Annotated in this window: 11 protein-coding genes and 1 tRNA gene; 9 read left to right on the forward strand and 3 right to left on the reverse strand. The window is 69.9% G+C overall.

What is annotated here, in order from left to right; genetic code table 11:
• Positions 1-39: 39 nt before the first annotated feature.
• Positions 40-129, reverse strand: a tRNA-Ser gene (locus tag HSX43_RS09960).
• Between the two features lie 126 nt (positions 130-255).
• Between HSX43_RS09960 and HSX43_RS09965 the strand changes: the two genes are divergently transcribed.
• The 7 genes from HSX43_RS09965 (at position 256) to mdoH (ending at position 9838) form a co-directional block, all read left to right on the forward strand.
• Positions 256-735 carry a DUF302 domain-containing protein gene (locus HSX43_RS09965; RefSeq protein ID WP_179379966.1) on the forward strand — a complete coding sequence of 160 codons (480 nt, stop codon included), beginning with the start codon at positions 256-258 and terminating at the stop codon, positions 733-735.
• 37 nt (positions 736-772) lie between these two features.
• Entirely contained in the window at positions 773-2380 is a 1608-nt protein-coding gene (locus tag HSX43_RS09970; protein WP_179379967.1) for a thiamine pyrophosphate-binding protein, read from the forward strand.
• Positions 2364-3569 (forward strand): CaiB/BaiF CoA transferase family protein, encoded by a 1206-nt coding sequence (locus HSX43_RS09975; protein ID WP_179379968.1) that lies wholly within the window; start codon positions 2364-2366, stop codon positions 3567-3569. Before HSX43_RS09970 ends, HSX43_RS09975 begins: the two co-directional genes overlap by 17 nt.
• A gap of 162 nt (positions 3570-3731) precedes the next feature.
• Entirely contained in the window at positions 3732-5096 is a 1365-nt protein-coding gene (locus tag HSX43_RS09980; RefSeq protein WP_179379969.1) for a tetratricopeptide repeat protein, read from the forward strand.
• Positions 5097-5133: 37 nt separating this feature from the next.
• Positions 5134-6447: an OpgC family protein gene (locus HSX43_RS09985; protein ID WP_179379970.1), complete on the forward strand. Its 1314-nt coding sequence runs from the start codon at positions 5134-5136 to the stop codon at positions 6445-6447.
• Positions 6444-7991 (forward strand): glucan biosynthesis protein, encoded by a 1548-nt coding sequence (locus HSX43_RS09990; protein ID WP_179379971.1) that lies wholly within the window; start codon positions 6444-6446, stop codon positions 7989-7991. Before HSX43_RS09985 ends, HSX43_RS09990 begins: the two co-directional genes overlap by 4 nt.
• Positions 7988-9838 carry a glucans biosynthesis glucosyltransferase MdoH gene (gene mdoH / locus HSX43_RS09995; protein ID WP_179379972.1) on the forward strand — a complete coding sequence of 617 codons (1851 nt, stop codon included), beginning with the start codon at positions 7988-7990 and terminating at the stop codon, positions 9836-9838. Before HSX43_RS09990 ends, mdoH begins: the two co-directional genes overlap by 4 nt.
• A 2-nt stretch (positions 9839-9840) precedes the next feature.
• On the opposite strand, the gene HSX43_RS10000 is transcribed toward mdoH, so the two are convergent.
• Positions 9841-10689 (reverse strand): alpha/beta hydrolase family esterase, encoded by an 849-nt coding sequence (locus HSX43_RS10000; protein WP_179379973.1) that lies wholly within the window; start codon positions 10687-10689, stop codon positions 9841-9843.
• Positions 10686-11156, reverse strand: coding sequence for a rhodanese-like domain-containing protein (locus tag HSX43_RS10005; RefSeq protein ID WP_179379974.1), 471 nt, complete (start codon positions 11154-11156; stop codon positions 10686-10688). The genes HSX43_RS10000 and HSX43_RS10005 overlap by 4 nt, the downstream gene beginning before the upstream one ends.
• 249 nt (positions 11157-11405) lie before the next feature.
• On the opposite strand from HSX43_RS10005, the gene HSX43_RS10010 reads away from it, so the two are divergent.
• Positions 11406-11837, forward strand: a complete 432-nt coding sequence (locus HSX43_RS10010; protein ID WP_179379975.1) for a chemotaxis protein CheD — start codon at positions 11406-11408, stop codon at positions 11835-11837.
• A 169-nt stretch (positions 11838-12006) separates the two neighbouring features.
• On the forward strand, positions 12007-12843 hold the full coding sequence (locus HSX43_RS10015; RefSeq protein WP_179379976.1) for an NAD-dependent epimerase/dehydratase family protein: 837 nt from the start codon (positions 12007-12009) through the stop codon (positions 12841-12843).
• Positions 12844-12941: the final 98 nt, after the last annotated feature.

Here is a 12941-nt window from a genome sequence, read left to right on the forward strand (position 1 = left end):
GCCAGTCACGTCGCGGGGCAGGGGCATCCATGTGTGAAATGGCGGACAGGAAGGGATTCGAACCCTCGAGACGGTTTCCCGCCTACGCACTTTCCAGGCGCGCGCCTTCGACCACTCGGCCACCTGTCCGCCGGCGGGTCTATGCAAAGCGACAGGCCGGTGCAAGGCGCAATCTGACCGAAGTGTGAACGCCGTGGCGTTGTCGCGGCGCGGCCGTCGTGGTTTGGAACGCCAGAGCCTCGACGGAGATGCCCGATGTTCCTGCGCGCCCTTGCCCTTGCCTTATTTGCCCTCGCCGTGCCTGCCATGGCGCAGGAGGAGGTCGCCGATCTCGCGCCCCGCGACGGCTGGGTGGTGACGCCGACCGACAAGGACTTCGAGACGCTGGTGCAGGATGTGCGCGAGAATGCGAAGGCCGGCAAGCTGGCCGTCGTCACCATGGCCGGGCCGACGGGGGCCGCCGCGAACCGGGGGATCGACATCCCCGGGAACCGCGTCATCGGCCTCTTCAACAATGATTTCGCCGTGCGTACCCTGCGGCAGAGCACGGCGGCGATGATCGAGGCTCCGATCCGCGTCTACGTCACCGAGAACGCCGACGGCACCGCCACGCTCGGCTACAAGCTGCCCTCCGCCGTGCTCGCACCCTATGCCGCCGATGCGCCGGGCCTCGGCGAGATCGGTGCGGAGCTGGACGCGGCCTTCGCCGCCGTCGCCGGGGCCGCGACGCAGTAGGCATTTTCCCCGCTAGACCGGAGTGCTATCGGAGCCCATGAGCAGAATTCGCGCCGCCGACGCCCTTGCGCGTCGCCTCTATCACGCCGGGTGCCGCCGGGCCTTCGGGATGCCCGGGGGCGAAGTCCTGACCATCGTCGACGCGCTCGAGGCCGCGGGGATCGAATTCGTCCTCTGCCACCACGAGAACGCGGCCGGCTTCATGGCCGAGGGCGCGCATCACGTCGACGGGGCCCCGGCGATCCTGGTGGCGACGGTGGGGCCGGGGGCGATGAACGGCGTCAACGTCGTCGCCAACGCCGAGCAGGACCGGGTGCCCATGATCGTGCTGACGGGCTGCGTCGACCCGGACGAGGCCGAGACCTACAACCACCAGGTGCTCGACCACCGCACCGTCTTCGCGCCGATCACGAAGGCGACCTTCACGCTGACCGAAGGGGCGGCGGCGGTGCAGGCCGACAAGGCCGTGCGGATCGCCACGGGTGCGGCCGGCGGGCGCTGCGGGCCGGTGCACGTGGACGTGCCGATCTCGGTGGCGGATGCCCCCGTTCCGGACGAGATGATCCTGCGCCCCGATGCGGCCCCGGGGTCGATCGGCGGCGCGGCGCTGGCGACGGCGCGGGAGATGCTCGCCCGGGCGGAGCGGCCGATCATGCTGGCCGGTCTTGATGCCGTGCGTGACGGGGCGGGCGACGCGATCCGCGCCTTCTGCGAAGCGTATTCGGTGCCCCTGGTGACGAGCTACAAGGGCAAGGGCCTTCTCGATGAGGCGCATCCGCTCGCGCTTGGCGGGGCGGGGCTTTCGCCCAAGGCCGACACGCATCTTCTGCCGCTCTTCCGGGAGGCCGACCTGATCCTGCTCGCTGGCTACGACCCGATCGAGATGCGCACCGGCTGGCGCGGGGTTTGGGATCCGGCCACGCAGGACGTGATCGACATCGCCCACGACGCCAACCTGCACGGGATGCACGGCGCGACGCTCGAGGTGATCGCGCCCGTGGGCGAGACGCTCGACGCGATCCGTGTGGGCCTGGAGCCGCGCCCCGTCTGGGACTGCAGCGAGACGCGCGCCGCGCTCAAGGCGGCCTTCGCCGCCGAGGACTGGGGGCCGGGGGCCATCGTGGAGACCTGCCGCGCCGTCTGCCCGCCGGGCACGATCGCAACCGCGGATTCGGGGGCGCATCGTATCCTGCTCAGCCAGATGTGGGATTGCGATCTGCCGCGCACGCTTCTGCAATCCTCGGGCCTCTGCACCATGGGCTGCGCGCTGCCGCTGGCCATCGGGGCGAAGCGGGCGGCCCCCGAGCGGGCGGTCGTGGGCTTCATGGGGGACGCGGGGTTCCTCATGGTCGCAGGGGAACTGGCCTCGGCCGCCGCGCTCGGTGCGCCGGTCGTCTTCGTCGTCTTCGTCGACCGGAGCCTCGCGCTCATCGAGCTGAAGCAGCGGCAGCGCCAGATGCGCAACGCGGGCGTCGACTTCGGCGCGACCGACCACGCCGCCGTCGCGCGGGCCTTCGGCGGGGCGGGCGTCACGGTGCGCGACCGTGCGGGACTGCGGGACGCGATGGAGGCGGCGCTTGCGGCCGAGACGTTCACTCTGATTGCCTGCGAGATTGACCGGAAGGCCTATGACGGACGCATCTGAGACCCCCAGGGGCCCGCTGGCCGGCGTTCGTGTGCTCGATTTGAGCCGCATTCTGGCCGGCCCGACCTGCACGCAGCTGCTGGGCGATCTGGGCGCGACCGTCCTCAAGATCGAGAACCCCGGAACGGGGGGCGACGACACCCGCCAATGGGGGCCGCCCTACGTGAAGGACGGCGCGGAAGATACTGATCTGTCGGCCTACTTCATGTGCGCGAACCGCAACAAGCTTTCGGTCGCGATCGACATCGCCAGCGCGGAGGGCCAAGCGCAGGTGAGGCGGCTCGCCGGCATGGCGGACATTCTGCTGGAGAACTTCAAGCCCGGCGGTCTCGCGAAATACGGGCTCGACTATGCCAGCCTTCGGGCGCTGAACCCGCGCCTCGTCTACGGCTCCATCTCGGGCTACGGCCAGACGGGGCCGAACGCGTCGAAACCGGGCTACGACCTCATGGCGCAGGGTTACGGCGGGATCATGTCGATCACGGGCGAGCCCGCCGGCGCGCCGATGAAGGTGGGCGTGGGTATCGCCGACGTGATGTGCGGCATGTACGCCGCCGTCGGCCTTCTCGCCGCGCTGCGCCACGCCGAGGCGACGGGCGAGGGGCAGCAGGTGGACGTGGCCCTTGTCGACAGTCAGATCTCCTGGCTCATCAACGAGGGGGTGAACACGCGGCTCTCGGGCGAGGCCCCGATGCGGCGCGGCAACGGGCACCCCAACATCGTACCCTACGGCGTCTACGAGACGGCCGACGGCCATGTCATCGTCGCCGTGGGGAATGACAGCCAATTCAAGCGCTTCTGCGACGTTCTTGACCTGCCCGACCTGCCTAGCGATCCGCGCTACGCGACCAACCCCGCGCGGCTCGAATATCGCGACACGCTGGCCGAGCATCTGGTGCCGGCGCTGCGCGCGCAGGCCACTACGGACGTCATCGCCGCGCTCGAGGCCGTGCGCGTGCCGGTCGGACCGGTGCAGACCCTGCCGCAGGTCTTCGCCTCCGATCAGGCGGCGGCACGGGGCCTCGTGCTCGACATGGAAACGGAGGGACGCGACGGCCCGCTCAAGCTGCCGCTCATCGGCAACCCCCTCCATCTGTCGGCGACGCCGGTGACCTATCGGAACCCGCCGCCGCGGTTCGGCGCGCAGACCGACCGGCTCGATGCGGACGACCCGTTCGACATCGACTGATCGGCAAAAAATGGCCAGATTTCCGGGCGTTTTGACGAAAAGCTGCTCATTTCGATGACGGACGCTCACGAGTGCGTCAGGCCAGGTCATCCCCTATAGGCTCCGTCAGGTCCGGTCGATAGGTATCGGGAAATACAGTTTTTCGCCCTTCCGGAGTCGCCGATGTCCCGCAACGATCTTTTCGACCAGCCCGTCACGCTCACAGAGGCGGCGGCCGTCGAGGAATGGAACGCGATGATCCGCGCCTTTCTCGCCCATGGGGCCGCGACGCCGGTGCATCTGGGCAAGCTCCTGGAGCGCGCGCCGGACCACGCGGCGACCCATGGTCTCAAGGGGCTCTTCTATGCGCTGCTCGGGCGTCGGGAGTTGATGGCGGAGGCCGCCGGCGCGCTCGAAATGGCCGAGGCAAGGCTCGAAGGGGCCAACGCGCGGGAGCGGGGCTTCGTTGTGGCGCTGCGCCACGTGCTCGCCGGCGAGACGACGCGGGCGATCGCGGCGCTGGAGGCGATACTGGCGACCGCTCCGGCGGATACGCTCGCCATGAAACTTGGCCACGCGCTGCGCTTCATCATCGGGGACGGGACGGGGATGCGCGCCTCGATCGAGGCGGTGCTGCCGCAGTATGCGGACGACCACGCGGGCCGGGGCTACCTGCTCGGCTGTCACGCCTTCGCGCTCGAGGAGACGGGGGAATACGCCCGCGCCGCCCTGACGGGGCGCGCGGCGCTCACCCTCGCGCCCGACGACGCCTGGGGCCTGCACGCCGTCGCCCACGTCCACGACATGACGGCCGACGCAAGGGGCGGCCTCGACTGGCTCGAGGGGCGCGAGGCGGCCTGGGCGCATTGCAACAACTTCCGCTTCCACGTCTGGTGGCACAAGGCACTGATGATGCTCGACCTCGGCCAGCACGATGCGGCGCTCGCGCTCTACGACAGTGACATCCGTGCCGAGAAGACCGACGACTACCGCGACATCTCGAACGCGACCTCGCTCCTGTCGCGGCTGGAGCTCGAGGGTGTCGACGTCGGCGACCGCTGGGAGGAACTGGCGGATCTGTCGGAGACGCGCACCGAGGACGGCTGCCTGATCTTCGCCGATCTGCATTACCTCCTGGCGCTCAGCCACGAGAATCGCGACGACGCGATCGCGCGCATGATGGCCCGTCTCGGGGCCGATGCCGCGCGGGCGGGCAACGACGTGGAGAAGCGCATGGCCGTGCCGGGCCTCAACGCCGCGCGCGGGCTCGAAGCCTTCGGCGACGGGGACTACGGCCTGGCCTTCGCCGCGCTCTCGACGGCGCGGCCGCATATGCAGGGGGCCGGCGGCAGCCACGCGCAGCGCGACGTCTTCGAGCGGCTGACGATCGACGCGGGCCTGCGGGCCGGGCGCTTCGCGGATGTCGAGGCGATCCTCGCCGATCGGACCGCGCGCCGGGGCGGTCACGAGGATGGCTACGCTGCCGCCCGTCGGCAAATGATCGCGCGAGCGGGGCAGACGGCTTGTGCGCACGGGGCGACCGGGTAATTCAGCGACCTGAAACGACACAGGGATTCTTGCCCAGATGAACTCAGAACGCCCCGTCCGGCAGGCACCCGCCATCCCCGTGGCGGCACCGGCGGTCACCACCGCCACCGCCGGCAAGACGATACGGGATCCGCGGCTGGACTTCTTTCGCGGCATGGCGATGTTCATCATCCTGATCGCCCACACGCCGGGCAACGCCTGGACCCTCTGGATCTTTCCCGCCCGCTGGGCCTTCTCCGATGCGACGGAGATCTTCGTCTTCTGCTCGGGCATGGCCTCGGCCATCGCCTTCGGCCGGTCCTTCGACCGCTCGGGCTGGACGATGGGAACGGCGCGCGTGACCTACCGCATCTGGCAGATCTACTGGGCGCACATCTGCATGTTCGTCGCCATCGCGACCATGCTCGCGGCCATCGACGCCACCGGCTGGCACCCCGACAAGGAATATATCGGCTCGCTGAACCTCTGGAAGTTCTTCGCCGATCCGGCACCGCAGCTCATCGGTCTCGTCACGCTGACCTACGTGCCGAACTATTTCGACATCCTTCCCATGTACATGGTCGTGCTGGCTTTCATGCCGCTCTTCATGGTCGTCGGTCGCGGCTCCTTTCCGGCGCTGGCCGCGCTCTCGGTCACGATCTGGATCTTCGCGCAGCGCGTCATCCTGGAGCCGCTGGGCCTCGGCCACCTCCATCTGTCCTTCCCGGCGGAGCCCTGGTCGGACCGGCTCTGGTTCTTCAATCCGTTCGGGTGGCAGCTCATCTTCTTCACCGGCTTCGCGCTGATGCGCGGCTGGATCCCGGCCCCGCCGGTGCGCACCTGGCTCGTCGTCCTCAGCGCCGTCTTCATGGTCGCCTGCATGCTCGTGTCGAACGTGGGCTTCCGCCTCTTCCAGACCGACCTCGTGCGCGACGCCTACACCGCGCTCACGGCGTGCACCGAGACGGGGTTCGGGCGCTGCAACCCGGTGCTCGACGTCCGCCAGGCGCTCAGCGGCTGGTTCAACAAGTCGGATTTCGGCCTTCTGCGGTATCTCAACCACCTGGCGATCGCCTATCTCTTCTGGGTGGCCGCCGGAACCCAGGGCAAGCGCCTCGTCGCCAAGGGTACGAGCCTCGCTGCCCGCATCTGGGACGAATTCGTCACCATCGTGATGAAGGTCGGCCAGCAGAGTCTTGCCGTCTTCATCTTTTCCATGGGTCTGGCGCGGGTGAACGGCTATCTACTCGACGTGATCGGGCGCAACGGCTTCACCTGGACGCTCATCAACCTGACGGGCATCGGCCTGTGCATCGCCTGCGCCTACGGCGTCGCCTGGTTCAAGTCCCAACCCTGGAGGGCGAAGCGATGAACCGCCGCACGGTCCTGGCCGGCGTTTCGGCCCTGGCACTTCTGACGCCGACGGCGACGCGCGCGGCCATGCCGCGCTTCATCGAGACGACGCCCTTCACCCCCGATACCGTGCGGGAGATGGCCCGCGCGCTGGCGGCGAAGCCCTTCGAGCCCCGCGCCGAGGTTCCGGCCGAATGGCGCAACCTCACCTACGACGAATACCGCAAGATCTGGTTCGACACCCGCAGCGCCATCTGGGCGGAGCAGGACCTTCCGTTCGAGATGGATCTCTTCCACCCCGGTCTCTACTTCCCGCGGGCGGTGGAAGTCGACGTCGTGCGCGCGGGCGAGGCGAACCGGCTCGCCTTCGACTTCGACCTCTTCGACAAGACGGACGACGCGCCCGAGCTGCCGGTGGACGAGAACATGGGCTATTCCGGCCTGCGCCTGCGCCACCAGTTCGCGGGCGAGGAGAACCACCGCGAATTCGCCGTCTTCCAGGGGGCGAGCTATTTCCGCGCGATCGGCGCGATGCAGGCCTACGGGCTCTCGGCGCGGGGGCTCGCGCTGCGCACGGGCGACCCCGAGGGCGAGGAATTTCCCGACTTCATCCAGTTCTGGGTGCAGGAGCCGGCCCAGGGCGATCCGAACATCGTCGTCCACGCCCTGATGGACAGCCCCTCGGTCACGGGGGCCTTCCGGTTCCGCCTGACGCCGGGTGTCGCCTGCGAGATGGGCGTCGATTGCACGCTCTTCCCGCGGGTCGACCTCGATCACGTGGGCATCGCGCCGCTGACCTCGATGTTCCTCTACGATCAGACGAACCGTCCCCGCTTCCGCGATTTCCGCCCCGCGATCCACGACAGCGACGGGCTCCTCGTGTGGAACGGCGCGGGCGAGATGCTCTGGCGGTCGCTGGCGAACCCGGTCGCGCTGCAGGTGTCGAGCTTCGTCGACAACAACCCGCGCGGCTTCGGCCTGATGCAACGGGCGCGCAAGCTGTCGGATTTCGCCGATCTCGAAGCCCACTACCACGACCGTCCCAGCCTCTGGATCGAGCCCGAGGGCGACTGGGGACCGGGCGTGGTGCGCCTCGTCGAGATCCCGTCGACGGAGGAGATCTACGACAACATCGTCGCCTACTGGCGTCCGCGCGCGCCGCTGCCCGCCGGCAGCGAGCACCGCTTCGCCTACAAGATGCTCTGGACGGACGAGGAGAACGCCGCCCCGCCGCCCCGCCGGGACGTGGCCAAGGTGCTCAACACGCATATGGGCCTGAACTTCAAGCGCGACGCCTGGCTGGCGGCCGTCGATTTCGCCGGCAGTCCGGTTCTCGATGCGCTGACCGAGAAATACGGCGCGCTGGAGGGGGCAACGGTGCACGTGGGCGCGCGGGTCGAGACCGGCTCGCCCGTTCTGCAACGCAATCCCGAGACGGGCGGCGTGCGCGTGGCCTTCTCCTTCGACCCGGCCGATCAGGATCTGGTGGAACTTCGCGCACAACTCTTCGTTGACGGAGAGGCCGCAACGGAAGTCTGGCTCTACAGGTGGACACGCTCATGACCAAGACACCTGTTTTCTCCGTGATGCCCCCGCAGGCTCCGATCGCCCATCCCCGGCAGAACCTCTCCCGCCAGTTCCGCGATCGGCAGGCCCCGCCGCTGTCGCCGGATGCGGATGCCGCGCTCTGGCGGCTCGGTACGTTCCTGCCCGCCGCGATCGGGACGGTGGCGCTGCTCTGGGCGTTCCTTTCGTGGTTCGCCAACGACGGGACGAGCTGGGCCGAGGCCCTGCTGGCGGTGCTGATCGGGGCGGGCTTCTTCTGGATCGCGCTGACCTTCGTGACCGTCCTCGCGGGGTCCGGCGCGCTCCTGCGGCGGCACGGGGATGAGACCGGGGCGGTCACGCCCCTCGACGTCGCGCTCCTCATTCCCGTGCACGAGGAGGCTCCGTGGGACGTCTTCGGCAACGCCGCGGCCATGCTCGAACGGCTCGAGGCGGCACCCGGGGCGCACCGCTGGTCGCTCTACATCCTGTCGGACACCCGCAGCGCCGAAGGGGCCGCCCAAGAGAAGGCCGCCTTCGAGGCCCTGCGCGCGCGGCTGCCGCAGGTCCGCGTCTGGTATCGCCGGCGCGAGCGCAACACCGACCGCAAGGTCGGCAACCTCGCGCAATGGGTCGAGGGCTGGGGCGGCGCGCATGACGCCATGCTCGTGCTCGACGCCGACAGCCTGATGTCGGCTCAGGCGATCCGCGCCCTCGCCGACACCATGGGCCGCGACCCGACGGCCGGTCTCATCCAGTCCTTCCCGCAACTCATCGGCGCCCGCAGCCTTTTCGCCCGCAGCCAGCAGTTCGCGAATGCCATCTACGGCGTGGCCCTGGCCGAGGGCCTCGCCCGCTGGACGGGGCGCGAGGGCAACTACTGGGGGCACAACGCGATCATCCGCCTCAAGGCCTTCGCGGCCTCGGCGGGCCTGCCGCACGTGCGCGGGCTCCGGGGGCGGGATAACCTGATCCTCAGCCACGACTTCGTCGAGGCGGGCCTTCTGCGCCGCGCCGGCTGGTCGGTGCGCTTCCTGCCGCGGCTGCGCGGCAGCTACGAGGAGACGCCGCCGACGCTCATCGACCACGTCATCCGCGACCGTCGCTGGTGCAAGGGCAACCTGCAGCACCTCGGCCTTCTGGGGACGCGGGGGCTGCATTCGCTCTCGCGCTTCCACATGTTCCACGGGGCCATGGGCTACCTGCTGTCGCCGCTCTGGTTCCTGCTGCTCACGCTCTGGGCGGTCATCGGCGTCTCAGAGGATCGGTCGATCATCAACTACTTCTCGCCCGAGAACCCGACCATCCCGAACTGGCCCGAGATGTCGCCTGTCAACCATGTCTGGCTGATGGTCACGATGTACGCGCTCCTGCTCGCACCCAAGATCGTGGGGGCCTCCGCGCTCATCGCCTCGGGTATGCCGGTGTCGCGGATGGGCGGGGGGCTGCGGTTCGTCGTCTCCCTCCTGGCGGAGATCGCGGTCTCCATCGCCTATGCGCCGATCCTGATGGTGCAGCAGACCATGGCGGTCACGTCGGCTCTGACGGGCCGCGCGCTCGACTGGGCCCCGCAGGTCCGTGCGGGCGGCCGGCGGGGCTGGGGCACGCTCCTGAGGTTCCATGCCTTCGAGACGGTCCTCGGCGCGCTCCTGCTCCTAGGGATGGTGACGGGCTACGTATCGTTCTGGCTGATCCCGATCATGGCGAGCCTGCTTCTGGCCGCGCCGCTCTCGCGGCTTTCGGGGGTGGATCTCTCGGGGATGATGTCCACTCCGCAGGAGGTGCGGGCGCCCCTCGTGGCCAAGCGCGCCCGCGCCTGGCGCGACGAGCTGAAGGCCCGTCTCGGCGTGACGCCGGCCGAATAGGCTCAGCCCGGCGTCGCCGCGGCGTCGGGCAGGGCCTCGTACCAGTCGAGCATCATCTCCGCCCAGCCGGCCGGAACGCCGTGCCCGCCGGGGAAGAGCGCGAACTCCAGCGCACTGCCCTCGTCGCAGTCCCACGACCGGCGCAGGAATTCTCCCGTCGTGGCGTGCCCCGTCGGATCGGGCCGCGCGCAGCCGTTCGCCGCCCGGAAGAGGGCGAGACCCTCGAAGATGTCGCCCTGCAGCCATTGCCCCCCGCGCAGCGGCCGACCTTCGAGCGGCACCGTCCCGTCGCGCCAGCCATGGGTGTGGAAGAGCCGCACCGGCCCGGCACAGGCCTCGGGATGGGGCCGCCAGAAGCCGCCGGAGACGGGGGCGTAGGCGGGGAAGGCCCCTGGCGTCTCGCAGGCCAGGTAGGTGACCATGAACGCCCCGGCCGAAAAGCCGGCGAGGATCACGCGGTCGGGGTCGATCCCGTGGCGATCGGCGGCGTCGGCGATTACCTCGGCGAAGAAGGCGGCCTCGTCGCGCGGGGTCTCGCGCACGAGATCCCGCCGAAAGGTCCAGATCCCGCCGGTGCGTCCGCTCCGCCAGGGCAGGCCGTCCGGTGCGATGACCGCATAGCCCCGCGCCGTGATCGCCTCGACCGTGCCCGTCATGCCGAGCACGCCGCGCCCCGTGCCGCCGGCCCCGTGCAGGAAGAGCACGGCGGGCACGGCCCCGCCGGCATCGGGCAGGGCGACGCGGTACGCCCCGAGCGGCACCTCGCAGACGGGGCCGTCGCGCGTGCAGGCGTCAGCGTGCGCCGGGAGGCCCAGGAGGGCGAGGGCCGTGACCGCCGCGCGCAGGATCACGGACGCACCACCGGCAGGCCCCGTTCGAGCCAGCCCGGGCCGGCGGAGGAGCCGAGCATCCCCTCGGGCACGTCGATGATGCTGGTGAACCCGGCCTCGGCGAGCCGTGCGCTCATGCGGTCCGAGCGGACGCCCCGCGCGCAGATGAGCGCGATGGGCCGGCCGGTGTCGCCCCCGGCCAGATCGGTCAGGGCGGCCACGAAATCGTCCCGCCTCATGTCGAGCGGCCGCGCGCCCGGGGCGATGCCGGTCTCCTCCCATTCGCCGGGGCGGCGGATGTCGATCAGCAGGATCTCTCCCGCCTCGACCGCGGCCAGCGTCTCGGGCGGCGTCAGCGCGGCCCCCTCGAAGCGGTCGCGCCGGACGTAGGCGGTGGCCGCGGCAACGCTCGCGAGGCCGGCCCCGCCGGCGAGGATCAACAGGCGGCGGCGCGACAGGCGCGGGGCGGCAAGGGTCTGATCTGTCATGGACACTCCTTTGCGCCGACATAGCCTGCGCCCCGCGCCGGGCCAAAATCAACTTCCGGTGACGGAATTAGGCCTGCGTTAAGGGCCGCGCGGTAGGAGGGGTATGTCACCCAGCACGGATGGAGCGCAGAGATCAACGCGGGCCTCGATACGCAGACGGGTTCTCCACCGTCCCGCCACCCGGACGAGGGACGGCGCGACGTCGGGCAGGGGGCCTATGCGCTCGGCACCGCGGCGCTGCCCCGCCTGGTGGCGACGCTCGGATCCTGCGTGGCGGTGATCCTCCACGACCGGCTCGCCGGGCGCGGCGGGATGACCCATATCTTCCATTGCGTCGATCCCGGGCCCATGGGCGGATCCGCTGTCGTCGCCGAGATCGAACGGCTGGTGAACGCGCTGATGCGGGCCGGCTCCCCGCGCATCGCGCTCGACGCGCGGATCGTCGGCGGGGCGCATCTTTTCGGGCGCGGGCGCGACGTCGGGGCCGAGATCGCCGGCGTCTGCGAGCAGTATCTCCTGTCAGAGCGGATTCCGATCGTCGAGCGACGGCTCGGGGGGCACGACGCGCGGCGCATCGTCTTCGACTGCCGCACGGGCGACCTGCAGGTCACGCTCCCGGCCGTCCCGCCGCCCGATGCGGAGCGGAACACGCGGCCGGCACGGGATCCGGAGATCTTCTAGACGGGCCGGCGGGAGGTCGTCGGGTCTAATCCGACGACGGGGCACCGCTCCGGCCGTAAGGTGCCGTCATGGTGGGGCTCGCCCCGACCATCTCCGCCCCGTACCCCGTCGCTGGCCATCGCCGCTCGCCCGCGCTAGCCAAGGGCGACACCGCTGCCGGAGGACACCCATGAAGAAGATCGTACTGACGGGGGCCGCCGGGCGCCTCGGCTCCTACCTGAGGGAGCCGCTGACGAAGCTCTGCGACACGCTCGTCTCCACCGACATCGCCGAGGACATCGGCACGCCCTATCCGGGCGAGACCTACATGCAGGCCGATCTCGCCAGCCTCGACGACATGCTGCGCGTGCTGGAGGGAGCCGAGATGGTCGTCCACTTCGGGGCCTTCGTCGACGAGGGGCCGTTCGAGGAGTTGCTCGGCCCGAACTTCATCGGGGCCTACAACGTCTGGGAGGCGGCGCATCGCCACGGACTCCGGCGCGTGGTCTATGCCTCCTCGATCCACGCGGTCGGCATGTATCCCAAGACCGAGTGCATCGGCACCGACGTACCCCACCGGCCGGATACATTCTACGGTCTCGCCAAGTGCTTCGCCGAGGACCTGGGCCGCATGTACTGGGAGAAGCGGGGTCTCGAGAGCGTCCACCTGCGCATCCTGTCCTGCGCGCAGGTCAACAACGCGCGCGCGCTCGGCTCCTGGCTCAGCTACGACGATCTCATCCAGCTCGTGACCCGCTCTATCGACACGCCGGTGACCGGGTTCTCGGTGGTCTACGGCGTCTCGAACAACGACCGCGCTCCGGTCGACAATTCGAAGGCCGCGTTCCTCGGCTACCGCCCGAAGGACAACGCCGAGGTCTTCGCCGAGCAGGTGCTGGCCGCGACCGACCCTCTCGACCCGCAGGATCCGGGGCACATGTGTCACGGCGGGCCGTTCGCCGCCGTCGAACTCGGCAATTCGGGGCTCGCGACGATGAACGTGATCGACGACCGCAAGACGACCTGAGGCCGGAACGGAAGGCGGGGAAGCGTGCGGTATCTTCGCCGCCTGTCATGTCATGGCGAACACCGGCGGCGTCACGAAGGAGTGCGGTCTTTCGACGG

Source organism: Jannaschia marina, from assembly GCF_013404595.1.
GTDB lineage: Bacteria > Pseudomonadota > Alphaproteobacteria > Rhodobacterales > Rhodobacteraceae > Jannaschia > Jannaschia marina.